The organism is Clostridium nigeriense (genome assembly GCF_050585245.1).
Taxonomy (GTDB): Bacteria; Bacillota; Clostridia; order Clostridiales; family Clostridiaceae; genus Clostridium; species Clostridium nigeriense_A.
In genome coordinates this window covers 282103-307796 of record NZ_JBNOOF010000001.1, presented here as the reverse complement: position 1 = coordinate 307796, position 25694 = coordinate 282103, and the positions used below count along the sequence as shown (strand labels likewise).

At 28.2% G+C, this 25694-nt stretch carries 25 protein-coding genes; 24 read left to right on the top strand and 1 reads right to left on the bottom strand.

Features of this window, described 5'->3' with window-relative positions; translation table 11 throughout:
* Nucleotides 1–75 precede the first annotated feature (75 nt).
* The 5 genes from ACQPUY_RS01570 to ACQPUY_RS01550 all read left to right on the top strand — a co-directional run bounded on the left by ACQPUY_RS01570 (nt 76) and on the right by ACQPUY_RS01550 (nt 5344).
* A complete protein-coding gene (locus ACQPUY_RS01570; RefSeq protein WP_430839136.1) occupies nt 76–1782 on the top strand; it encodes an ABC transporter ATP-binding protein in 1707 nt (568 codons plus the stop codon).
* On the top strand, nt 1779–2606 hold the full coding sequence (locus ACQPUY_RS01565; protein WP_430839135.1) for an energy-coupling factor transporter transmembrane component T family protein: 828 nt from the start codon (nt 1779–1781) through the stop codon (nt 2604–2606). The genes ACQPUY_RS01570 and ACQPUY_RS01565 overlap by 4 nt, the downstream gene beginning before the upstream one ends.
* A gap of 210 nt (nt 2607–2816) precedes the next feature.
* On the top strand, nt 2817–4241 hold the full coding sequence (gene lexA / locus ACQPUY_RS01560; protein WP_430839134.1) for a transcriptional repressor LexA: 1425 nt from the start codon (nt 2817–2819) through the stop codon (nt 4239–4241).
* A gap of 94 nt (nt 4242–4335) precedes the next feature.
* On the top strand, nt 4336–4542 hold the full coding sequence (locus ACQPUY_RS01555) for a hypothetical protein (RefSeq protein WP_430839133.1): 207 nt from the start codon (nt 4336–4338) through the stop codon (nt 4540–4542).
* 94 nt (nt 4543–4636) lie between these two features.
* Nucleotides 4637–5344 (top strand): DUF3784 domain-containing protein, encoded by a 708-nt coding sequence (locus ACQPUY_RS01550; protein ID WP_430839132.1) that lies wholly within the window; start codon nt 4637–4639, stop codon nt 5342–5344.
* Between the two features lie 13 nt (nt 5345–5357).
* Here ACQPUY_RS01550 and ACQPUY_RS01545 read toward each other — a convergent pair whose 3' ends face one another.
* Nucleotides 5358–5714 carry a DUF1622 domain-containing protein gene (locus ACQPUY_RS01545; RefSeq protein ID WP_430839131.1) on the bottom strand — a complete coding sequence of 119 codons (357 nt, stop codon included), beginning with the start codon at nt 5712–5714 and terminating at the stop codon, nt 5358–5360.
* A 150-nt stretch (nt 5715–5864) separates the two neighbouring features.
* Between ACQPUY_RS01545 and ACQPUY_RS01540 the strand changes: the two genes are divergently transcribed.
* The 19 genes from ACQPUY_RS01540 (at nt 5865) to ACQPUY_RS01450 (ending at nt 25687) form a co-directional block, all read left to right on the top strand.
* Nucleotides 5865–6476, top strand: coding sequence for a DNA-3-methyladenine glycosylase (locus tag ACQPUY_RS01540; RefSeq protein ID WP_430839130.1), 612 nt, complete (start codon nt 5865–5867; stop codon nt 6474–6476).
* A 74-nt stretch (nt 6477–6550) separates the two neighbouring features.
* Nucleotides 6551–6931: a hypothetical protein gene (locus ACQPUY_RS01535; RefSeq protein ID WP_430839129.1), complete on the top strand. Its 381-nt coding sequence runs from the start codon at nt 6551–6553 to the stop codon at nt 6929–6931.
* Nucleotides 6932–6979: 48 nt separating this feature from the next.
* Nucleotides 6980–7423 (top strand): peptide-methionine (R)-S-oxide reductase MsrB, encoded by a 444-nt coding sequence (msrB, locus tag ACQPUY_RS01530; RefSeq protein WP_430839128.1) that lies wholly within the window; start codon nt 6980–6982, stop codon nt 7421–7423.
* A gap of 125 nt (nt 7424–7548) precedes the next feature.
* Nucleotides 7549–9750 carry a stage V sporulation protein D gene (locus ACQPUY_RS01525; RefSeq protein ID WP_430839127.1) on the top strand — a complete coding sequence of 734 codons (2202 nt, stop codon included), beginning with the start codon at nt 7549–7551 and terminating at the stop codon, nt 9748–9750.
* Nucleotides 9751–9766: 16 nt separating this feature from the next.
* A complete protein-coding gene (spoVE, locus tag ACQPUY_RS01520) occupies nt 9767–10930 on the top strand; it encodes a stage V sporulation protein E (protein WP_430839126.1) in 1164 nt (387 codons plus the stop codon).
* Nucleotides 10931–10994: 64 nt separating this feature from the next.
* Complete coding sequence (locus ACQPUY_RS01515; RefSeq protein WP_430839125.1) at nt 10995–11864, top strand: DegV family protein; 870 nt, start codon at nt 10995–10997, stop codon at nt 11862–11864.
* A gap of 204 nt (nt 11865–12068) precedes the next feature.
* Nucleotides 12069–12674 carry a Holliday junction branch migration protein RuvA gene (gene ruvA / locus ACQPUY_RS01510; protein WP_430839124.1) on the top strand — a complete coding sequence of 202 codons (606 nt, stop codon included), beginning with the start codon at nt 12069–12071 and terminating at the stop codon, nt 12672–12674.
* Between the two features lie 10 nt (nt 12675–12684).
* Entirely contained in the window at nt 12685–13710 is a 1026-nt protein-coding gene (ruvB, locus tag ACQPUY_RS01505; RefSeq protein ID WP_430839123.1) for a Holliday junction branch migration DNA helicase RuvB, read from the top strand.
* 33 nt (nt 13711–13743) lie between these two features.
* Nucleotides 13744–14772 (top strand): tRNA preQ1(34) S-adenosylmethionine ribosyltransferase-isomerase QueA, encoded by a 1029-nt coding sequence (queA, locus tag ACQPUY_RS01500; RefSeq protein ID WP_430839121.1) that lies wholly within the window; start codon nt 13744–13746, stop codon nt 14770–14772.
* Nucleotides 14773–14792: 20 nt separating this feature from the next.
* Complete coding sequence (tgt, locus tag ACQPUY_RS01495) at nt 14793–15935, top strand: tRNA guanosine(34) transglycosylase Tgt (protein ID WP_430839120.1); 1143 nt, start codon at nt 14793–14795, stop codon at nt 15933–15935.
* Between the two features lie 196 nt (nt 15936–16131).
* Nucleotides 16132–16416: a preprotein translocase subunit YajC gene (gene yajC / locus ACQPUY_RS01490; RefSeq protein WP_430839118.1), complete on the top strand. Its 285-nt coding sequence runs from the start codon at nt 16132–16134 to the stop codon at nt 16414–16416.
* 51 nt (nt 16417–16467) lie between these two features.
* Nucleotides 16468–16836, top strand: a complete 369-nt coding sequence (locus ACQPUY_RS01485; protein WP_430839117.1) for a TIGR04086 family membrane protein — start codon at nt 16468–16470, stop codon at nt 16834–16836.
* 302 nt (nt 16837–17138) lie between these two features.
* Nucleotides 17139–19268, top strand: a complete 2130-nt coding sequence (gene secD, locus ACQPUY_RS01480; protein WP_430839116.1) for a protein translocase subunit SecD — start codon at nt 17139–17141, stop codon at nt 19266–19268.
* A gap of 139 nt (nt 19269–19407) precedes the next feature.
* A complete protein-coding gene (locus ACQPUY_RS01475) occupies nt 19408–20259 on the top strand; it encodes a DHH family phosphoesterase (RefSeq protein ID WP_430839115.1) in 852 nt (283 codons plus the stop codon).
* Nucleotides 20260–20360: 101 nt separating this feature from the next.
* Nucleotides 20361–20879 carry an adenine phosphoribosyltransferase gene (locus tag ACQPUY_RS01470; RefSeq protein WP_430839114.1) on the top strand — a complete coding sequence of 173 codons (519 nt, stop codon included), beginning with the start codon at nt 20361–20363 and terminating at the stop codon, nt 20877–20879.
* A gap of 101 nt (nt 20880–20980) precedes the next feature.
* Complete coding sequence (locus tag ACQPUY_RS01465; RefSeq protein ID WP_430839113.1) at nt 20981–23170, top strand: RelA/SpoT family protein; 2190 nt, start codon at nt 20981–20983, stop codon at nt 23168–23170.
* Between the two features lie 12 nt (nt 23171–23182).
* The gene (gene dtd / locus ACQPUY_RS01460; RefSeq protein WP_430839112.1) at nt 23183–23632 is read left to right on the top strand and encodes a D-aminoacyl-tRNA deacylase; all 450 of its coding nucleotides are present in this window, start codon (nt 23183–23185) and stop codon (nt 23630–23632) included.
* A 16-nt stretch (nt 23633–23648) separates the two neighbouring features.
* Nucleotides 23649–24251 (top strand): MBL fold metallo-hydrolase, encoded by a 603-nt coding sequence (locus ACQPUY_RS01455; RefSeq protein WP_430839111.1) that lies wholly within the window; start codon nt 23649–23651, stop codon nt 24249–24251.
* An 11-nt stretch (nt 24252–24262) separates the two neighbouring features.
* Nucleotides 24263–25687, top strand: coding sequence for a coproporphyrinogen III oxidase (locus tag ACQPUY_RS01450; protein WP_430839110.1), 1425 nt, complete (start codon nt 24263–24265; stop codon nt 25685–25687).
* Nucleotides 25688–25694: the final 7 nt, after the last annotated feature.

Below are 25694 nucleotides of genomic sequence, written 5' to 3'. Positions count from 1 at the left end.
GCGAAAAATGTAGTAATATTTTAAATCGGAGACAAAGTCTTTAATATATATTTTACATGTAAAGGGAGATTTGCTATGAAAAAACCTGTAATTGAGTTCAATAACTTTACCTTCCAATACAGAGCTCAAGCAAAGCCAACATTAAATAATATAAATTTAACAATATATGAAGGTGAAAAAGTTCTTATTGTTGGTCCATCTGGATCAGGTAAAAGTACAATTTCAAATTGTATAAATGGATTAATTCCATTTTATCATAAGGGGAATATAACAGGAAGCTTAAAAATAAATGGTAAAGAAACTAAAGAAATGAGTATTTTTGAATTATCTAATTCAGTAGGTACTGTTCTTCAAGATCCAGATAGTCAATTTATTGGATTGACTGTTGCTGAGGATATAGCTTTTAAATTAGAAAATGATTGTGTACCTCAAGATGAGATGATGGAAAAAGTGAAAATAACTTCTGAAATTGTTGGTATCGATAATTATTTAGATTTGGCACCATATAGTCTATCGGGTGGTCAGAAACAACGTGTAACATTAGCTGGTGTTATGGTTGGAGATGTAGATATATTATTATTTGATGAACCACTTGCAAGTTTAGATCCAGCTACTGGTAAAAATGCAATTGAATTAATTGATGAAATACAAAAGAAGACAAATAAAACAATAGTTATTATAGAACATAGATTAGAAGATGTATTACATTGTAACGTAGATAGAATAATAGTTGTAAATAATGGAGAGATTACTGCAGACATGACTCCAAATGAACTTTTAAGTTCTAATATATTATCTAGAGTAGGAATACGTGAACCACTTTATATTACAGCTTTAAGATATGCAGGGTGTGAAGTTATTTCAGATATTAACCCAGAGCATATAAATACATTAAATTTAGATAAATGCAAAGATAAACTTAAACATTGGTATGATGAAGCAGTTGGACAAAGTAACAACAAAGATAATGAAGTTATATTAGAATTAAAAAATGTTAAGTTTGGTTATGAAAAAGATAGAGAAACATTAAAAGGTATTTCTTTTAATGTGAAAAAAGGTGAAATGATTAGTATAGTTGGAAAAAATGGAGCAGGAAAATCTACAGTATCAAAGCTGATTTGTGGTTTTTATAAACCAACTGAAGGGGAAATATTATTTAATGGAAGAAACTTAGAAAATGATACTATTAAAGAACGTGCAGAGAAAATTGGAATAGTAATGCAAAATCCAAACCAAATGATATCTAAAACAATGATATTTGATGAGGTAGCATTAGGTCTTAGGGTAAGGGGATTAAATGAAGAGGAAATTAAGGAAAGAGTATTTAACACATTAAAAATTTGTGGGTTATATGAATTCCGTAATTGGCCTATTTCAGCACTTAGTTTTGGACAAAAGAAACGTGTAACTATTGCATCTATATTAGTATTAAATCCTGAGGTAATTATTTTAGATGAACCAACGGCTGGACAAGATTTTAAGCATTATACTGAAATTATGGAATTTTTAAAAGAATTAAATAAAAAAGGAGTTACAATAATTATGATAACTCATGATATGCATTTAATGCTTGAATATACAAATAGAGCTATAGTATTTTCAAATGGATTAAAATTAGCAGATGATATTGCTGCAAATGTAATAACAGATAAAAATGTTATATCTGAAGCAAATTTGAAAGAAACATCTCTATATGAACTAGCAATAAAGTCTGAATTAGATAATCCAAGAGAATTTGTTAAAAAATTTATAGATTATGATAGGAGGATTAGAGGTATATGAGTAAAATGTTAGAGTATTCAAACATAGATTCACCTATTCATAAATTGACAGGTGCAGCTAAGTTAATTTCTTTTATAATATGGGCAGTAGCATCTATGATTACATATGATACAAGAGTGCTTATTTTAATGTTCGTTTTAAGTATAGTTGTATTTAAAATTTCAAAAGTAGAGTTTAAACAAGTTTCATTTGTGCTTTATTTTATATTAGCATTTTTATTACTAAATAATTTAGCAATTTTTATTTTCTCACCATATGAAGGAGTACAAATATATGAAAGTAGAACTGATTTGTTTAAGATAGTAGGGCCTTATACATTAACTTTAGAACAGTTATTTTATCAATTTAATATAACGATAAAATACTTTTCTATAATACCGATGGCATTGTTATTTATTGTTGCAACTAATCCAAGTGAATTTGCAGCATCATTAAATAGAATTGGTGTTAATTATAAAATAGCTTACTCTGTATCAATTGCATTAAGATATATTCCAGATGTTCAACGTGACTATCAAGATATATCATTTGCGCAGCAAGCTAGAGGAATAGATATGTCTAAAAAGGAAAAATTAACAAAAAGAATTAAAAATTCAGCTTCTATATTAATGCCATTAATATTTTCAAGCTTAGAGAGAATAGAGACTATAAGTTCAGCAATGGAATTAAGAGCTTTTGGAAAAAATAAGAAGCGTACTTGGTATAATGGAAGAAAGTTTGAAAAAGGAGATTATATAACAATTGCATGTGCAATAATATTATTAATTTTAGCTATAATTGCTACTAAAATTAATAATGGAAGGTTTTATAATCCGTTTGTTTAAATATATATTAAAAATTAATAGAAAGAGCTTATTAAATTATTTATAAAATAATATTTTATAGGCTCTTTTTTCATTCGTTAGGAAATTGTAATAAAGCTAAATTTTAGGGTAACTATAATAAATATGTATAAGTAAAAGTTTGACTTATATTACTAGAAAATATATTATTAAAATACATAAATAATTGAACATAGAATGAGGTGGTGAAAAATGGAATTTACAAATACTCAAAATAAGTTTATAAGACATAAGTCTTCTGGATATCAAGTTTTAAAAGGTAAAGAAGGAACAGGTAAAAGTACGGCATCCATATATAAAGCTTTAAATCTAGAAAATAACTATTGCCTTTATGAAGATGATAAAATATTATTTGTTACATCAAATTATAGTAAAAATAGTGAAGCTATTGAATTATATAATAAGGAAAGTAGTAAAGAATATTTTTATTCATTATTTTCATTAGATAAAAATAGAGTAAATATAGTTACTTTCGAGGAGCTTATTAATACATACTATAATGCTTATAGAAGAGAAAAGGGACAAGTGTTCAAAATAGTTAGTAAAAAGGACGCTTTAAGGTTATTAGAAAGCTTAGATGATGAAATATCTTCTTTTTATAAAAAATCTAAGTTTATTGAAAAAGCAAAATTAGAATTTTTACTAGATGAAATACTCTGGATTAAAGCTAGCAATTTTGAATTAGAAGATTATTTAGTTATAGATAGAAAGGGAAGAAAAAAAAGAATAAAGAAAAGCTCATATACAAGGGAATCAATATATAAAATAAAAGAATTGTATAATAAAAAATTATCAATGAATTCTCTTATTGATGAGTATGATCATGTTTTATTTGCACTTTCATATGTTAAAAAGTTCAAAGGATTATATAGTCATATAATTTTAGATGATATAGAAAGATTAACCAAGGCTGAAATAGATTTTATTAAGTCTATATATAAAGAAAAAGATTATTCTTCATTTATTTTTATATTAAACAGCGAACTAAATAATAAGGAAAATTCTTGGATGATAAAAGGTAGGAAGTTTAATTCATTAGGAGTTGATGTAAAAGGGAAGAGCTTTAGTTTTAAATTAAAGTTTGAAAAGAAGAAGAAGGTAATTAATACAATAGAAAAATATGAATATATTAATTTAAGAAATAAAGATGTAGTAGAATTTAATATAGATACAGCATCTAATAAAAAAGAAATATTTGATAACGAAAATACTATTTATAATGAAGAAGATTTAGTAGATTTACCTATGTTTAGTAACATAGCAGCAGGAAATCCTATTGAAATTAACGATAACATAGAAGGAAAGTTCTATTTACCTAAATATTGGCTTGAAAGAGGAAAAGATACTTTTATATTAAGAGTAAAAGGTGACTCCATGGTTGAAAAAAATATTTGTGATGGAGATTTGGTTGTAATTAAAAAACAGGCAAATGCAAATCATAATGATATAGTAGCCGCTAGTTTAGATGGAGAAGCAACGTTGAAAACATTAAATTTAAATAGTGATTCCCCTAAATTAATGCCAGCTAATTCATTATATTCACCAATAGAGCTAAGTAATAGAGATGTAAGTATTTTAGGAATTGCAATAGGTGTAATTAAGCAAGAGATAAGTTAATCTTATCTCTTTTTTGCTTTTAATAATTAAATAAAAATAAGTGACATAATATTTTATCTATAAGAATAATATAAAATAGGAAGGGGGAATATTCATGGATATGAACATATTAGTAGATCAAAAAAGAAAGATTTTAGAAAATATTAATTATGCAAAGGAAATTAAAATAAATAAAATTTCAGCACTTCTTGTCTGCAATGAAGAGGAGATACAAAAAGAACTATTATCTTGGTTAATTTTTGAAGGATATAAAGTATCGTTAATTAAGGATGATGTAAATATTCTAACAATTGAGTGGTAAACAATAATCTATTAGGATGTTGACAGTGTAAATAAAAGCAATATAATTAACATTATACGAGGTAATTATATGCTTTTGAAGGGGATTTGATATAATGAAAACTATAATTATTTTTGCTGCAATTAGTTTATTATTTATAGCAATTGGATTAGCTATAAGTAAATATAGATGCTATTGGTTAATTTCTGGATATAATACTGCGTCCAAAGAAGAGCAATCTAGAATAGAAATCGAAAAAGTAGCTATGCATATGGGGAGAATGTGTTACTTAATTGCTTTAGTATTATTTATAGGTGGAATTGTTACAAACTATACAAGAATATCAATATTCCCAGTTACTATACTAATTATGTTAATAGTTTTTGGATACTTATTTTACTTGCAAAGGTTTGATCATAATAAGAAAAGCAAAGCAGAGACTATTGTATTTATTGTAATTGCTTTTATAACATTTTCTATAACTATAATAACTTTTTCTTATGGTAGAGAAACTAATGAAATTAAAATAAATGATAAAACAATAGTTATAGATGGTAGTTTTGGAACAACTATTAAAAAATCAGAAATAAGAAATATTGAATTGGTTGATGAGTTACCTAAAATATCATTAAAAGTTAATGGCTATAGTGATGGGAGTTCAATAAAAAAAGGTGATTTTAAATTGGAAAATGGAGAAAATGTAAAGTTATATATTCAAGGCAAAAGTGGACCATATATAAAAATATCTACAATAGATAATGAAATATATATTAATTATAAAGATAAAAATAAAACTATAGATTTATTGAATGTTTTAGAATAGCAAAGAAGAGCTCTTAGTTAGCTCCGTTATCTTTGCTATTTTTTCTTTGTTTAGGAGTTTCAGATTTCATTTCCCAATGAATTATTAAGGTTAAAAAGCCTCTTAAAAGAGTTATTGAACCTAAAATAATTAATTCATTCATATTTCTAATAATAACTGTCTTAAGAATTTCAGCAGCAAGCTTGAATTCTAATGCTGTTGCCATAGAGTTTGCATATTCCCATTTTAACGGATAATTAGTATTCTTAATTAAAGAATCAATGTAATGATAAAAAGCTTTTAAAGAACCTATACATATAATAAAAATACCTATTAACTCTAATATGTTAACTAAGATAGGAATTATAGTTTTTATAAATAACTCTAACATGATTACCACCTATAATAATAATTTTATATTTAGTATTCCATAAAAAATGAAAAAAATTAGTTTAATTTAAATTTAAGAAATAAATAATAATGAGTAATTTAAAATAGGATATAATAAGTATATATAATTATTATTTAATGGAGCGATGAAATGATAATAAGTGAAGAATTTTATAAAAAAGGAGCAATAGAAGTTGCAAAAAGTATTTTAGGGGATTTTCTTGTTAGAGAAGTAGACGGAAGAAAAATTAAGTCTATTATAGTTGAAACAGAAAGTTATATTGGAGCAATGGATAAAGCTTGTCATGCATATAATTACAAAAAGACAGAAAGAACTAAACCCTTATTTGAAGAAGGTGGTTTAGCATATGTTTATTTCATATATGGACTATATCATTGCTTTAATATAGTAACAAATGTGAAGGATGAACCAGAAGCTGTTTTAATAAGAGCAATAGAGCCTATAGATAGCTTTGATTATCTTGCTAATAAGAGGTATAAAAAGAATTATAATGAATTAACGAAATATCAAATGAAAAATTTAACAAACGGGCCTTCAAAACTTTGTAGTGCATTAAGTATTACAAGGGAGGATAATTATAAAAAGTTATATTTACAGGAAGATTTATATTTGGAATATAATCCCGATAAGAATATAGAAATAGTAGAGACCAAACGAATAGGAATAGATTATGCAGAAGAAGCAAAAGATTTTCTTTGGCGATTCTATATAAAGGATAATCCATATGTATCTAGAAATTAATAATTAAAAAAATGAATATTTATATTAAATAATATAAAACTATTAATGATATTTAAATTCAAGGAGGTTTTTATATGAAAATTAAAAAATCATTAGTAGTAGTTTGTTCACTTTTATTATTTTCTTTTATTTTAGTTGGTGCTGATCCAGGACATGGGATGAATCCTAAAAGTCCTGTTGTTATTGGAGAAATTACAGAGGTTAAAGAAGGTGAAGATGGTAAATCTATTATGATTACTGTAGAAGGTTATATTAAGGATAAAGAGGTCTATAAAACAACCTTAGTTGGAATAATTAATGATGAAACTAAGATAATGAATTCCGCTAATGATAAAAAGGAAAACATTAAATTAGAGAAGGGTGATTTAGTATATATGAGAGTTAGTGATGCTATGACTAAATCAATTCCACCACAAACTGCAGTAAAAAGAATATTTGTTACAAAGAATAAATAGAAAAATATACATTATACATATATAATATAAATAAATGGAGGATGGATAATGAGTAAAAATAATAAAGAGAATTTAAGAAATAAATTAACGGATATTCAATATAAGGTTACACAAGAAAATGGAACAGAGCCTCCTTTTTTAAATGAATATTTTGATAATTTTAAGGAAGGGATATATGTAGATATAGTTTCTTTGAAACCCTTATTTATATCAACAGATAAATTTGAATCTGGATGTGGATGGCCTGCATTTTCAAAACCTATTGATAGAAGGTTGATAAATGAAAATATAGATAGAACACATGGGATGATAAGAACTGAGGTTAGGAGCAAATCTTCGGATTCTCATTTAGGACATGTATTTTGTGATGGACCTGAAGAGCTAGGAGGATTAAGATATTGTATAAATTCTGCTGCCTTAAAGTTCATACCAAAAGATAGGATGAAAGAAGAAGGTTATGAAGAATATTTAGTCTTATTTGAAAATAAGTAAAGGTGATCTTTCACTTTTACTTTTATTTAATTTAGTATACTTAACTGATTTACATAATGATTTATTTTTTGTTATAATTAAGTAATATAGCCTATGAAATATAATTACAACCATGGGGGGTTAGGATGAATAGAAAAGTTAAAAGTGCTAAAAGAAAAAATAAAAATAGTAATAGAGTAAGAGCGTTATATGTGACTTTAGGAGTTTGTTTAGTTTTTTTAATGTTAATATGCAAACTGACTTATATTATGATATATAAAAGTAAAGAGTACAGACATATGGCTCAAGGACAATGGAATTCTCAAGTAACAGTCGAAGCAGATAGAGGTGATATTACTGACAGAAATGGTGCTATTCTTGCAACTTCTATTGATGTTTACAGAGTTGACTTAGATTTAGAAGCAATAGATATATATATAGAGGATGAAGGAATAACTAAAGATAAAGTGGCACAAAAACTATCAGAGGCGTCAGGATTAACTTTGGAAGAAGTTAATCAAAAATTAAGTTCTACAGACGAAAATGGAAATCAAATTAAGACAAGCACTCTAATAACTGGCATAGATAAAGAGCTAGCAGATAAAATTAAGGATTTAGATATATATGGAGTTGTTATTACAATTAGTCCTAAAAGATATTATCCTAATAATAATTTTTTAGCTCATGTATTAGGAAGTGTAAACTCTGATAATACAGGCTTAAATGGTATAGAATTACAATATGATTCAGAACTTACAGGTATAGCAGGTTATAAAATTTCTGAGGTAGATGGGAACTTAGATGAGTTACCTTTTCAAACAGTAAAATATACTAGTCCTGTTGATGGTAAAAACGTTGCATTAACAATAGATGAAAATATTCAATTAATTGCTGAAAAAGCAGCGGAACAAGGATATGAAGATAATAAGGCAAAAGAAGTAACAATAATTGTTACGAATCCCAATAATGGTGAGATATTAGCTATGGTTAATAAGCCTGATTTTAATCCTAATACTCCATATGAAGATTATGAAAATTTTCAAGGTGATAATGATTTTGACAAACTTCAAAATATGTTCAGAAATGATGCAATAAGTGATTCCTTTGAACCTGGATCAACTTTTAAAAATTTTACTTTAGCAGCAGCTCTAGAAGAAGGAGTTGTAAGTGAAAATGATACATTTTATTGTGGTGGAGGATTGAAGTTTGGATCTACTACTATAAAATGTTGGAATACAAATGGACATGGTACTCAAACTTTAGCACAAATTTTACAAAATTCATGTAATGTTGGATTTATGGAAGTGGGTGCAAGACTTGGGAGTGAAAAGTTAAAAGAGTATATAGACAAGTTTGGATTTGGTCAATTAACTGGGATTGATTTACCTGGAGAAAGTGACGGGATAGTTAAATCAGTTAGTGATATGAGTGAGATGGATTTAGCAACTATTGCATTTGGACAAACTAATACAGTTAATAGTGTTCAATTAATACAAGCATTTAATGCTATAGCTAATGGTGGTGATTTAATTGAACCTCACGTTATGAAAGAAATTAGTTATGAAGCAAGCAACGGTACAAAAGTAATAGATGAAGTTTTTAAACCAACTGTTCAAAAAAGTGTAGTTTCAGAAGGAACAACTGCTATTATAAGAGATTATTTAGAAAGAACTATAAATGCAGGTGGAGAAATTGGAACCTTTATGGGAGATAAGAATAGAAGAGTAGGTGGAAAAACTGGAACGGCTCAAACTGTAGATACAGAAAATGGAGGGTATTCATCAGATAAGTATATAGCCTCAGTTTTATCATTATATCCAGTTGATGATCCGCAAGTCACTATATATATTAAAGTAGTTGAACCAAGTGCTGGCCAATATTATGGAGGACCTGTAACTACTCCAATATTAAAATCTTTACTAACAGATTTATTTAGCTATATGGATTCTGAAATATATGAAGAAAGATATACAGAAAAAAATAAAGTTATAGTTCCAGAATTAAGAGGCAAAAGTGTTAATGAAGCTAAAAAGATTTTAGATGAATTAAATTTAAATATTGAATTAGAGGATAGTTCATCTAAAGTTACAAATATGGTACCATATCCAGGAGCTTTAGTTGAAGAAGGAGCTACTATTAGCATAAATGTATCTGATGATACTGTTGATAATAACAAGCTGATTATGCCAGATTTAGAAGGTAAGACCTTAGAAGAAGCTACTAATATATTAAATAGTATGAATATTAGTTTTAGTACAAATGGTACTGGGGTAGTGGATGGACAAGATGTTATAGCTGGAAAACTTATAGAAAAAGATACTAAGGTAACTTTAAATTTGAAAGAATAATATGGTAGGAGATAAGATGGAAAAAGTTAAAAAGTCAAATATAAAGGGGAGAAAGTCAAGTAGAAAAAGAAAAAAGTATAGTATGAAAAGTATAGATTATGGTTTGTTATGTGCTATATTAGTATTATTATTTATAGGTATAGTTATGGTGTATTCATCAAGTTCATATTATGCTTTGTATCAAAAAAATGTATACAATACAGAATTTTATTTTTACAAAGAAATAACCTGGGCTATAGTAGGTATAGTAGGTATGTTTGTTACTATGTCAATAGATTATCATGTCTATAAAAAGTGGACACCGTGGCTAGTATTAATTACATTAGCATTCTTAGTATTAGTTTTGTTTATTGGATCTGATATAAATGGAGCTGTTAGGTGGATAAGGCTTGGGCCATTATCCTTTCAGCCTTCTGAATTAGCAAAATATGTAGTTGTACTTTATTTAGCATTACTAATAGATAAGAGAAAAGGAAAGATAAATAAGTTTAAAGAAGGAACAATATTTTATCTAGCTGTAGCAGGGGTTTTTGCAGGATTGATATTACTTGAGAAAAACTTAAGTATAACAGCTGTAGTTATGATGGTTGCATTTATAATGATTTTGGTTGGAGGAGCTAAAATTAGCCATTTGTTTTCATTAGTACCTGTAGGATTAGCTGCAGGAATTGCATTAATATTTACTCAAAGCTATAGATTAGAAAGATTAACAAGCTTTTTAGATCCATGGGCAGATATGTCAGATAATAGCTATCAGTTAATACAATCACTTTATGCCTTGGGATCAGGAGGTATATTTGGAGTAGGTCTTGGAAATTCAAGACAAAAGGCATTATTTATGCCGGAACCACATAATGACTTTATTTTTGCTATTATAGGTGAGGAACTTGGTCTTATAGGTTGTATTGTTATTGTTTTAATATTCATGTTTCTAGTAATAAAAGGTATATCTATTGCTATAAAATCTAGAGATAATTATGGATTTCTAGTAGCTGTTGGAATTATTTCGGTTATTGCTATTCAAGCTATAATTAACATTGCGGTTGTATCTGGTTCTATGCCAGTAACAGGGGTTCCAATGCCTTTTATAAGTTATGGTGGAACATCTTTGGTATTTAATTTAGGGGCTATGGGTATATTACTAAACATATCTAGACAGAGTAAAGAAGAGGATTTATAATTAAGAAAATAAAAAAATATGATATGAAGTGATAGAATTCATATTAGTAGAAATGGGAGTAATTATGAGGAAAATAATAATTTTCACAGATTCTTGTTGTGATTTACCTATAAGTTTTGTTGAACAAAATAATATTCAAGTTATGCATTTAAGGGTGAATATTAAAGGTAAAGATATACCAGATGATTTAGGTGTAAGCATATCGCATAAGAATTTTTATAATCTTATTAGAGAAGGAGAAATGCCAACAACATCTCAAGCTAATGTAAGTAATTTTGAAGAAAGCTTTAGAAAGTTTGTTAAAGAAGGGTATTCAATTATTTATATTGGCTTTTCATCAGCATTAAGTGGTTGTGTAAATAGTGCAAGATTAGCAAAAGAGGTTGTTGTGGAAGAAATAAAAGATGCTGATATAACAATAATTGATAGTAAGAGTGCTTCAATGGGGCTTGGGCTTATTGTGTATTATGCAACTAATATGCTTGATGAAGGAAAAAATAAAGAAGAAATAATAAGTTGGATAGAAGAAAATAAGCTTAAAATAAATCATTGGTTTACAGTAGATGACTTAAACCACTTAAAAAGAGGTGGAAGAGTTTCTAGTACAGTAGCTATTGTTGGTACAATGCTAAGTATAAAACCTGTAATGCATGTAGATAATGAAGGTAGATTAATTCCTATATCAAAAGTTAAAGGAAGAAAAAAATCTATAAAGGCATTACAAGAAAAGTTGAAAGAAAGAATTGTAAATCCAGAACAACAAGTTGTTTTTATAAGCCATGGAGATTGTTTAGAGGATGCTGAACATTTAAGAGCGTTAATATTAGAAGAAGTGAATGTAAAAGATGTTATTATAAATAATGTAGGTCCAGCAGTAGGTAGCCATTCAGGGCCTGGAACAGTGGCATTATTCTTTATAGGAAATGATAGATAAGTTAGAAGTGTAAAATAAAAAATTAGTTATTTCAATAGAAATATTATAGTAACTAAAAATTTTACAGTGTATATTGTAGATAATGAGGTTGCTTACGCAGCCTCATTTTTTTGCCTTGAATTATTTTATCTATAATGATAAAGTATAGTGTAGATTAAAATTTTATAGATTATTTTTTTATTGGCATAAAGGAGGGATAGTTGTATGTACGAATACATAAAAGGAAAATATAAAGGTATAAATAAAGATTATATAATTGTAGAAAATAATGGTATAGGATATAAAATTTTTACTTCAGGGGCAACTATGTCATCTATGCCTAAAATTGATGAAGAAGTTATGCTTTATCTTGAACAAATAGTTAGGGAAGATTTTTTAGGACTATACGGATTTGATTCTAAAGAAGAACTTGAAATGTTTAAGCTTTTAATTTCTATAAATGGAGTTGGATCAAAGGCGGCATTATCATTACTTTCTATTAGTAGAATTAACAATCTTAGATATGCAATTATGATGGGAGATGAAAAGCATTTATGTAAAGCTCCTGGAATTGGAAAGAAAACTGCTGGAAGAATTATTTTAGAACTAAAAGATAAGATTAAAAAGGAAGATTTAGTAGAAGGCATTGAAAATGTTGGAGATTTTGAAGATATTATACCTGAAAATGCAAGTAATATAGCGGAAGCTTTAGGAGCACTTTTAGCTTTAGGATATTCTGAAAAAGAGGCTGAGATTGCTCTTAAAAAAGTAGATAAAACGGATAGCTTGGAGAATATCATAAAGAATTGTTTAAAAGTTCTTATGGGTTAGAGGTGAATTTATGGAAAGAATTATAACTCCACAGGAAATTTTCGAAGATGGTAGTAATTTAAGTTTAAGACCTCAATCATTAGAGGAATATATAGGGCAAGACAAAGTAAAAGAAAGATTAAATATATTTATTAAAGCTGCTCAAAATAGAGATGAGGCGTTAGATCATGTTTTATTGTATGGGCCCCCTGGACTTGGAAAAACTACATTAGCTAATATTATTGCTAAAGAAATGAATGGAGAGCTTAAGATTACTTCAGGACCTGCTATTGAAAGGGCAGGTGATTTAGCGGCTATTTTAACAACATTAAAGGATAATGATGTTTTATTTATAGATGAAATTCATAGATTAAATAGAAATGTTGAAGAAATATTATATCCAGCTATGGAGGATTATGTTTTAGATATAGTAATAGGTAAGGGAGCAGCAGCTAAATCAATTAGATTAGATTTGCCTAAATTTACTTTAATAGGAGCAACTACAAGGATTGGAATGCTTACATCTCCTCTTAGAGATAGATTTGGAGTATTATGCGATATGCAATATTATACAGAAGAGCAACTTAAAGAAATTATTATAAGATCTGCTTTTGTTTTAAATTGTCATATTACTGAAGAGGGGGCATATGAACTTGCAAGGCGTTCAAGAGGCACTCCAAGAATCGCAAACAGGTTATTAAAAAGAGTTAGAGATTATGCTGAAGTATATTCTGATTCATTAATAAGTTATAAGGAAGCGAAGGCTGCTTTAGAATTATTAGAAGTAGATAATAAGGGCTTTGATAGAGTTGATAATAAAATATTACAAGCTATAATTGATAATTTTAATGGAGGACCTGTTGGTATAGAAACTCTTTCTTATTTTATTGGAGAAGAGCTTGGAACTATAGAGGATGTATATGAACCATATTTATTACAAACTGGTTTTATTGTTAGAACTTCAAGAGGAAGAGTTGCAACTGATAAGGCTTACGAACATTTAGGAAGAAGCAAGAAAAAAAGAGGAAACTTAGGGGAACAGCAAAAATTATTTTAATAAATATGCAATTAAAGATAAGGAGATAATAAAATGAGGGTTAGCGATTTTGATTTTGATTTACCAGAAGAATTAATAGCACAACATCCTTTAGAAAAAAGAGATGCTTCAAGATTAATGGTTTTAGATAAGAAAACTGGAAGTATAGAACATAGACATTTCCATGATGTAATGGAATATTTAAATGAAGGAGATACTCTAGTATTAAATAATACTAGAGTAATGCCAGCAAGATTAATAGGGGAAAAAGAAGGAACTGGTGGAAAAATAGAGTTCTTGCTCTTAAAGAGACTAGATGGGGATAAATGGGAATGTCTTGCAAAGCCTGGTAAAAGAGCTAAAATAGGTCAAAGTTTTATTTTCGGTGAAGGAAAGCTAAAATGTAAAGTAGTTGATATAATTGAAGAAGGAAATAGAATAATTGAGTTTTCATATGATGGTATATTTGAACAAGTATTAGATGAACTTGGAGAAATGCCTTTGCCACCATATATAACTGAAAAACTTGATGATAAAGAAAGATATCAAACAGTATATTCAAAAGAAGAAGGTTCAGCAGCAGCTCCAACAGCAGGGTTACATTTCACTAATGACTTATTAGAAGAGATTAAGGCTAAGGGAGTTAATATAGCATATTTGACTCTTCATGTGGGACTTGGTACTTTTAGACCAGTTAAAGTTGAAGATATTAATGAACATATAATGCATTCAGAATATTATCATTTAGATAAAGAAAATGCAGATTTAATTAATGAAACTAAAAAAAGAGGAAACAAGGTTATAGCTGTAGGTACTACTTCTACAAGAACTTTGGAAACTATAGGTGATGATAATGGATTTGTAAGAGAACAAAGTGGCTGGACTGATATATTTATTTATCCAGGTTATAAATATAAGGTTATAGATGAACTTATTACAAATTTTCATTTACCAGAATCTACATTAATTATGTTAGTTTCTGCATTAGTAGGTAAGGAAAATGTAATGAATGCATATAATATAGCTGTTAAAGAAAAATATAGATTTTTCTCCTTTGGAGACTCTATGATTATTAAAGAATAACAAAAAGAGGAAGTGAAAAATTGAGTAAAAAAAGATATACTTTATTAAAAAAAGATGGAAATGCTAGAAGAGGAAGGTTTGAAACTCCTCATGGAACGATTGAGACACCTGTATTTATGAATGTAGGTACTTTAGCCGTAATTAAGGGGGCGGTATCTACTATGGATTTAAAAGAAATAGGATGTCAAGTAGAATTATCTAACACGTATCATCTTCATTTAAGACCGTCTGATAAGGTAGTGGCTCAGCTTGGTGGATTACATAAGTTTATGAACTGGGATAGACCTATTTTAACTGATTCAGGTGGATTCCAAGTATTTTCTTTATCTGGAATGAGAAAGATAAAAGAAGAAGGAGTATATTTTTCTTCGCATATAGATGGTAAAAAGATTTTTATGGGACCAGAAGAATCTATGCAAATACAAAGTAATCTTGCATCTACAATTGCTATGGCCTTTGATGAATGTATTCCAAATCCATCAACAAGAGAATATGTAGAAAAGTCTGTAGCAAGAACTACTAGATGGCTTGAAAGATGTAAAATTGAAATGGATAGACTAAACTCACTACCAGAAACTATTAATAAAGAACAAATGTTATTTGGTATTAATCAAGGTGGTTGTTATGAGGATATAAGAATAGAGCATGCTAAGACTATTACCAAAATGGATCTTGATGGATATGCAATAGGTGGATTAGCAGTAGGTGAGACTCATGAAGAAATGTATAGAATTATAGATGCAGTAGTACCACATTTACCAGAAGATAAGCCAATATATTTAATGGGAGTTGGTACTCCAAGTAATATATTAGAGGCTGTAGATAGAGGAGTTGACTTCTTCGATTGTGTACTACCTGCAAGAAATGGTAGGCATGGTCATGTATTTACTAAAGAAGGTAAGATAAACTTAATGAATGCTAAGTTTGAGTTAGATATAAGACCAATTGATGAAGGATGTGAATGTCCAGCATGTAAAAGCTATACAAGAGCATATATTAGACATTTATTTAAGGCTAAAGAAATGCTTGCTATGAGACTTTGTGTTTTACATAATCTTTATTTCTATAATAAGCTTATGGAAGATATAAGAGCTGCTATAGATGGAGGATACTTTAAAGAATTTAAGGAGCAAAAACTTAAAGAGTGGAATGGAAGAGCTTAAAGTATTAAATATCTGTTAATATAATTGACAGTACTATTTAAATGTTATATTATGAAGTTATCTAAAATTAAGAATTTAAAGTGAAGAATAAAAGTTGATTAAAACTCTTAAAGAAGTTATTTTTAGTAGTTTGGAATAAATTACATCAATAATTATTTATTATTAATTTTTAATTATGCATTTTTATAAGAAGGGAATGAATATAATGGAAGTTGCATTATCACTAGTATTACCATTTGCTTTAATGTTTGGTCTAATGTATTTCTTATTAATATTACCAGAAAAGAAGAGAACAAAAAAATACAATGAAATGTTATCAGCTTTAGAAAAAAATGATGAGATAGTTACTAGAGGCGGAATTATGGGGAAGATAATTATCGTTGAAGATGATTATGTAATCATTGAAAGTAGTGCTGAAAGAACAAAACTTAAAATTTCTAAAAATGGAATAGCTACAAAAGTAAATAAAGTACAAGAATAAGAATAATGCCCCCTAGTAAATCATAAGATTATTACTAGGGGGTGAACTTTTATGGAGTGGATAAGTTACTTTAAGAGTGTATTAAGAGGACTTATTTGGGCACTTGTAGTTACAATAATAACCACAGTTATTTTTTCCTTTGTAATGAATAGAGTTCCTATTGAAGAAAAAATATTCAATATTATATATGTGGTAATTACATGTTTAGCTTTAGTTTTAGGTTCTGTAATTGCTGTAAAATCATATGGTAGCAAAGGGTGGATTGTTGGTTTAGCTGTAGGATGTATCTTTTACATAACACTATATATTTTAGGGATATTATTCGGGGCTGAAGCTACATTAACCATATATGATTTTATAAAATTTGTTTTATGTATATTTATTGGATTGCTATCTGGAATGCTTGGAATAAATTTATAGCTATTATCGAACAATGAAAAATGAAGAAGGTAAAATGAAAATTAAGGAGAAAACTCCTAATGGAGTTTTTAATTTAAATTATTTTTAGCAATTTGTAACAAATTGTATCAATAATTATTCATTTTTAATTCTTCATTTTTAATTTTAATGTCTTTGTATTATATGATTTTGATAATATAAAAATTAAATAAAGAAATTTCAACTTAATATTGGCAATATTATACAAACTATATAAAAAGCTATTGATATTACTTAACATAAGTAATATAATTTAATAGAAAATGTACCAGAGGGGGAAGAATATGAAAGGGAGAAGCAAAAGCAAGAGCAAAAGCTCAATATTATTTGTACTTTGTGTAGTTGTAATTATGTCACTAGCTTTTGTAGGTTTCAATGGATTTGAAATAGCGGGCTGGGAAGTTAAATCTTTTAATAATGCAATTACAAAGGGTCTTGATCTTCAAGGTGGAGTTTCTGTTTTAATGGAAATACAAGAAGATAACGTTTCATCTGATGTACTTGAAAGAACAAAACAATTATTAGAGCTTAGAGTTAACAGTATCGGAGTAGCTGAAACTGTAGTTACTGTAGAGGGGGATAACAGAATAAGAATTGATATCCCTGGAGAATATGACTCTAATGAAATAGTTGAGAATTTAAGTAAGACTGGTAATTTAGAGTTTAGAGATTCGGATGGAAATGTACTTTTAACAGGGAAAGATGTTAAAGAAGCAACAGCAGTCTTAGATAGTACATCTAGTCCTGTAGTATCATTAGAGTTTAATGATGATGGAAAAGAAAAATTTGCTGAAGTTACAGCAAATAACATTGGGAAAGCCATTAGTATATATATGGATGATGAATTAGTTTCATCACCTGTAGTACAAAGTGCAATTACTGATGGTAAGGCTGTAATTAATGGAATGTCATCAATGGATGAAGCAACAAAGCTTGCAGGAGTAATAAGTTCTGGTGCATTGCCGGTTGAAGTTAAGGCGGCTTCAATTAGTAATGTTGGAGCGCAATTAGGTGCAGAAGCACTTCCCAATGCGATAAAGGCTGGAGTTATTGGCGTAGGAATAATATTCTTATTTATGATTGTTTATTATAGAATACCAGGATTATTTGCAAGTATTGCATTAACATTGTATATTACTTTAGTCCTTTTAGTGTTTACAGAAATGAAGGTTGCATTAACATTACCTGGAATAGCGGCTTTATTATTAACTATTGGTATGGCTGTAGATGCCAATATATTAATATTTGAAAGAATCAAAGAAGAATTAACAAGAGGAATATCTGTTAAAAGCGCAATTAAGGCTGGATTTGAAAATGCTATGGCATCAATAGTTGATTCAAATTCAACAACATTTATTGCTGCATTAATATTGTATTTTATAGGTTCTGGATCGGTTAAAGGATTTGCAGTTACCTTAATGATTGGTATTGTTTTAAGTTTATTTACAGCTTTAATAATTACTAAGCTTTTAGTTAATTTAGCTGTAGATATGGGATTATTAAAGAAAATATGGCAGTTTGGAACCAAGAAAGAGAGAAAAGTATTAAAGATAGTTCAAAAAACTAAAATTTGGTTTGCAATATCTTTAATATGTATATTAATTGGAGTAGGATTTACAGTTACAAGAGGATTAAACTTAGGAATAGATTTCCAAGGTGGTACTAAGGTAGTTGTTGAACTTGGAGAAGGTTTTAACAAAGAAGAAGTAGATGAAGTTGTTAAAGCATTAGTACCTGATGCTGTTACTAATGAAGTTGAAGATACTCAATATGAGATTAAAGCAAAGGATTTAGATAATGATAAAGTTTCAGAAGTATTTAAGGCATTACAAGATAAATACAATTTAGAAGATGATGCCTTATTATCTCAAGATCAAATAGGAGCTTCGGTTGGTAAAGATCTTACTAAAAATTCAATAATTGCTTTAGTTGTTGCTTGTTTAGCTATGTTATTATATATTGCTGTAAGATTTAAGATGGATTATGGTATAGCAGCAATAGTAGCTCTTGTACATGATGTATTAATTACAGTTAGTGTTTTTGCAATTTTTGATATACCTGTGAATACGCCATTTATAGCAGCTATATTAACAATAGTTGGATACTCTATTAATGATACAATAGTAATATTTGATAGAATAAGAGAAAATGCTAAGAGTATGAGAAGAGCCTCTGATACAGAAATAGCAAACAAGAGCTTAACTCAAACAATGGCAAGATCTATTAATACTACACTAACCACTTTAATTACTATTGCTGCAGTAAACATATTTGTTCCAACAGTAAGGGAATTTTCATTCCCATTAATTATAGGAATAGCAGCAGGAGCATATTCTTCAATATTTATAGCAGCACCAACTTGGGTTGTTTTAAGAAAAAGAGAAGCTAAGAAAGCTGAAGGTAAAGTGAATTAAACCATAAAATATATAAAAAACATATAAACCTCCTAAATTATTTGGAGGTTTATTGTTTTTTTATAATAAAACATTTGTAATATTTATGATTTTACATTATAATATATGTGTTTTCTTAAGTTTTATGGAGGAGTTTATAATGCGTAAGTTTTGGGAGAGTATTTATAGTCCAAATTATATTACTGGATATAATCCCTTTATACTTAAAAATATGAATAAGGCTATTGAACATATGGTAGAGGCAATAAACAATAGAAAAAAGATAGTTGTTTATGGGGTACCAAATGTTGATGGATTATGTGCTATATCATCTTTAAATCTAGTTTTAAAGTATTTAAATGCAGATATAGAATATGTAATCCATGATGAAAATTCTGATTCTGGAATTACTTCTAAAAGTATAATAGACGATGTTAGCTTTTTAGGAGGGCAACTTTTAATAACTTTAGGGTTAGATTTAAATTCAGAGGAAGAAGAAAAGCTTTGTAGGGATCTTGGGATAGATTTGATAGTTTTGGAAAATAAAGAAGTTAATGAAGAAAGAAAGTACATATACATAAATCCTAATCAAAAGGGATGTCAATATAGATATAAGAATTTGTCGATTAGTGGACTTACTTTTAAATTGATGCAGGCAATTGCAATTTACTATAATATTAAAAGTATAAACAAGTATTTAGATTTAATTCTTATAGGAGAACAATGGGCAGAAGTTCCTTTAAAAGGTGAAAATGGTGTGATTTTAAAAGAGGGTAGAAAGTTTCTTACTAATACAAATAATTATGGGTTAAGAGCTATAATGAATCATTATAATATGGTAGAAATGGATGATAAATGTATTTTAAAGATTATAGATGTCATTACACCAACGATAAATGCTGTAAGAATGATGGACAATGCACGTATTATTATAGAACTTTTAACTACTAATAAAAAGGATAGGGCAGAACAAATAACTAAATATTTAAATAAATCAAGAATGACTATATAATTATTTTAATTATTACTATAATAATAAAGCTATATTATTTTTATGTAAAAGTAGTTATAATAATTATATAGTTTATAATTTTTAGTAATGGAGGAGTTATCATGAATCTAAAGGAAAAAATAAGAGTAATTGAAAATTTTCCAAAGGAAGGAATAAGTTTTAAGGATATTACAACTGTAATTGGAGATGGTGAAGCATTAAAATATTCAATAGATAAAATAGTAGAGCATTTAAAGGATAAAAATATAGATTTAATAGTTGGACCAGAAGCAAGAGGATTTATATATGGAGTACCTGTAGCATATGCTATGGGAATAGGATTTGTTCCAGTAAGAAAGCCAGGTAAATTACCTGGAGAAACAGTATCAGTAACTTATGACTTAGAATATGGTAGCGATACATTACAATTACACAAGGATGCAATAAAAAAAGGTCAAAGAGTAGCTATAGTAGATGATTTATTAGCAACTGGTGGAACTATAGATGCTGTAGCTAAACTTGTAGAATTAGCTGGTGGGGAAGTTGTTTGCTTAGACTTTGCAATTGAACTTACTGGACTTAATGGAAGAAAAAAATTAGAAAAGTATGAAGTCATGTCATTAGTTGATTATGAGTTTTAATATTGTTGAAATATCAAGATAAATATTATATAATATAAGAAAAATGGCTGGTTTTAACAACCAGCCAATTATTTTAGACTAAATCAAAGGAGATTACCCATATGTATGAATGCCTATTACAGAAAATAAAGGAAAATTGTAATAATGTTGATACCAATATAATTAAAAAAGCATATGATTTAGCATCTGATGCACATAAAAATCAAAAAAGAGAATCTGGGGAACCATATGTTACCCATCCGATTGATGTAGCTGTAATACTTGCAGAAATGGGTATGGATACTAGTACAATAGCTGCAGGCCTTCTTCATGATGTAATAGAAGATACTGAATATACCTATGATGATATTAAAAATATTTTTAACGAGGAAATTGCCAATTTAGTTCAAGGTGTTACAAAACTTGGCAAAATAGAATATAAAACAAAAGAAGAGCAACAAGCAGATAATGTTAGAAAAATGCTTTTAGCAATGGCAAAAGATATTAGAGTTATTATTATAAAACTTGCAGATAGACTTCATAATTTAAGAACTTTAAAATATATGCCAAAGGCAAAACAAAAACAAAAAGCAAAAGAAACTTTAGATATTTATGCTCCTTTAGCTCATAGATTAGGTATTTCTAAAATCAAATGGGAGCTTGAAGATTTATCTTTTAGATATTTACATGAAGAAGAATATTATGATTTAGTTAAAGAGATAGCTGAAAAAAGAGTGGAAAGAGAAACTTATATATCAGAAATAAAGGAAGATTTACATAAAAGACTTGAAGAGTCTGAAATAGATTCAGATATAGATGGAAGACCTAAACATTTTTATAGTATTTATAAAAAAATGGTTACAAAGAACAAAAGTATAGAGCAAATATTTGATTTAACTGCTATAAGAATACTAGTTAATACAGTAAAGGATTGTTATGGCGTATTAGGTATAGTTCATACTATATATAAGCCTATTCCAGGTAGATTTAAGGATTATATTGCAATGCCTAAGGCCAATATGTACCAATCTCTTCATACTACAGTAATAGGACCTCAAGGTAAGACATTTGAAATCCAAATTAGAACTTTTGAAATGCATAAAACTGCTGAATATGGTATAGCAGCTCATTGGAAGTATAAGGAAGGGGATACTCAAGATGATAAAGAGAATTCCTTTGAAAATAAGCTAGCATGGGTTAGAGATATGCTTGAGTGGCAAAAGGAAACTGCAGATGCAGAAGAGTTTATAGAAGGATTTAAAATAGACTTATTTACAGATGAAGTTTTTGTATTTACTCCTAAGGGGGTAGTAATAAACTTACCAAGTGGAGCAACACCGATTGATTTTGCATATAGAATTCATACTGATATTGGAAATAAGTGTGTTGGGGCTAAAGTAAATGGTAAAATAGTACCACTTGATTATAAATTAAAGACTGGTGAGATAGTAGAGGTTTTAACTTCTAAAAATGCAAAAGGACCTAATATAGATTGGCTTAATATGGCTAAGAGTAATCAGGCTAAAAGCAAGATAAGACAATGGTTTAAGAAAATTAAAAAAGAAGAAAATATAGATAAAGGAAAAGAAGTCTTTGAAAAAGAAATAAAAAAGCAAGGAGTTATATTTTCAGAAATTGCTAAGGGAGATGGATATGATAAGGCAGTTAAAAGATATAACATCCACAATATGGAAGATTTGTATGCAGCAATAGGCATAGGTCAGATTTGTGCCTCTGCATTTATTTCTAAACTTAAAGAAGATAATATAATTGAAAAACAAACTTTTGAAACTTTAAATAAGGTGATTGATGATCATATTAGTAAGGCTGATAAGTCTAATATTAAGTCTGCACCAGCTAATTCTTATGGAGTAACAGTAAAAGGTGTAAATAATATTATGGTTAGATTTGCTAGATGCTGTAACCCTGTACCTGGAGATGAAATTCAAGGATATATTACTAAGGGAAGAGGGGTTTCAGTACATAGAAGTGACTGTAGCAATTTAAAGTCATTAATTAATTATGATAGTGGAAAAGTAGTTGAGGTATCTTGGGGGTTATCAAAAGGAGCTGCGTATGTTGCTGAAATACAAGTTAAGGCAGAAGACAGAATTGGAATATTATCTGATATAATGACAATAATAACTGAAGCTAAATTACCTCTTAATGCATTAAATGCAAAATCTTCTAAAGGAAATATTGCTGTAATAAATATTAGAGTAAAAATAGATTCTATTGAGCAACTTAAAGAGCTTATGAGAAAAATAAGAAGGTTAAAAGGTGTAATGGACGTATATAGATTGAATAGTTAGAGGGGTAATATAATGAGAGTAGTAGTTCAAAGAGTAAACTCTTCAAGGGTTATTGTAGAAGATAAAATAATAGGTTCTATTGGTAAAGGACTTAATTTACTTATTGGCATTTCTAAAGAAGATACTGAAGTAGATTTACTATATTTAAAAGATAAAATTGTAAACTTAAGAATTTTTGAAGATGAAAATGATAAAATGAATCTTTCACTTTTAGATGTTAAGGGTGAAATTTTGGCTATATCTCAATTTACTTTATATGGTGATTGTAGAAAAGGAAGAAGGCCTAATTTTATGGAAGCTGAAGGTGGTGAAAGAGCCAAGGTTTTATATGAAAGATTTGTTGAATTATTAAGAGAATCTAGTTTGAAAGTTGAAACTGGAGAATTTGGAGCTCATATGATAGTTGATATTCAAAATGATGGGCCAGTTACATTAATGTTAGATAGTAAAAAACAATTTTAGTTAGGAGGAATAATTTATGATAGTTAAGGCATATTCTCTTGGATCATTACAAACTAATTGTTACTTAGCCATTGATGATAAGACAAATAATGCAGCAATAATAGATCCAGGAGCACAAGCAAATTATTTAATTAAGGAAATAGAAGCTTTAGGTATACAAATAGATGTTATTCTCTTAACTCATTGCCACTTTGATCATAATGGAGCGGTAGTAGAGTTAAAAGATAAATATAATGTTGATGTATATATAAATAAAGCTGAAGAAGAATATATGGAGATAGATTCTTCAGGTATTTTTGGTAAGTTACCAAAGCTTTATAAATATATAAATGAAGGGCAAGAAATTAAAGTTGGAAATTTAACTTTTAAAACTATATTTACACCTGGACATACAAAGGGAGGTACTTGTTATTTAGTAGAAGATAATGTATTTACAGGTGATACCTTATTTAATGGTTCAATAGGAAGAACTGACTTCTTAGGTGGAAGTTACAATGAACTTATAAATAGTATAGAGAGTAAGCTAATGATTTTAGATAATGATATAAATGTATATCCTGGTCATGGGCCAAAATCAACTATTTTTCATGAAAGGATGAAAAATCCATTCCTAGTGTAAGAGGAGAATAAATGGAAGTAATAGTAAAATTAAATGATTTAAAGTACAGATATGATGTATATCAAATGTTTAATATATATTATCCTTTAGAAGAAATTAAATTCGAAGATAGGGGAGAATATATAGTAAATATAGAAGAAAATAAAGTTTCTTTTTTATATAAAGACTTTTATAAAGAGTCCAACTTAAGTGAAAATATTAAAGAAGACATTAAAAGACTTATTTTTTCTTCTCTTAAGGATATAACTGGGGACTATTATCCTTGGGGGATATTAGTTGGAATAAGACCATCTAAAATAGCCCTTAAATATTTAGAAGAGGGAAAAAGTGATGATGAAATAGTTGAGATATTTAAGAATAAACACTTAGCTTCTGAAGATAAAGCAAGGCTTTGTATTGAGGTTGCAAAAAAAGAAAAGGAATCAATAAATAAGGATGAAAAAAATATTGCTATTTATATTGGAATGGCTTTTTGTCCAACTAGATGTTTTTATTGTTCATTTACAGCTAATCCAATAGGTGGTAATAAAAAATTAGTGAATCCTTATTTAGAAGCATTAACATATGAAATTAAAGAAATGAAGAATTATGTTGATGAGAGAGGATTAAAAATAGAAAGTGTATATTTTGGTGGAGGAACTCCAACTGCGGTAAATAATGAAGAATTTGAAGCTATAATGAAAGAAATATATATAGCTTTTGTTAAAGAAAGAAATATTCTTGAGTTTACAGTTGAATGTGGTAGACCAGATAGTATAACTTTAGAAAAGTTAGAAACTATGAAAAAATATAAAACTACTAGGATAAGCATTAATCCTCAAACTATGAATGACAATACATTAAAGATGATAGGAAGAGGACATACATCTAAAGATGTTATTGATAAGTTTAACTTAGCTAGGAACCTTGGTTTTAATGATATAAATATGGATATGATAATTGGTCTCCCTGGAGAAGGAATTAAAGAGGCTGAGCATACTGTAGAAGAAATATTGAAGTTAAGACCAGATAGCTTAACAGTTCATGGTTTATCATTAAAAAGAGCTTCAATTCTTTATGAAAATTTCATTTTAAAAAAGGGAATACAAATTAAGAAGCAAGAAGAACTTTCTTCAATGTACGAAGTAAGTAGAAAATTGGCTAATAGCCTAGAAATAAAACCATATTATATGTACAGACAAAAAAATATGGTTGGAAATATGGAGAATTTGGGGTATTCTAAAGAAGGAAAAGAGTGTTTATATAATATTCAAATGATAGAAGATAAACAAACTATTATAGCATTAGGAGCAGATGCCGTATCTAAAGTAGTATTTTTAGAAGATAATAGAATCGAAAGATTTGGAAATGTAAAAGACATTAGAGAGTATACGAGCAGAATTAAGGAAATGGTAGAGGAAAAGAAAAAACTTTTAGATACACTTTACCTTAAATAGGAGGAGA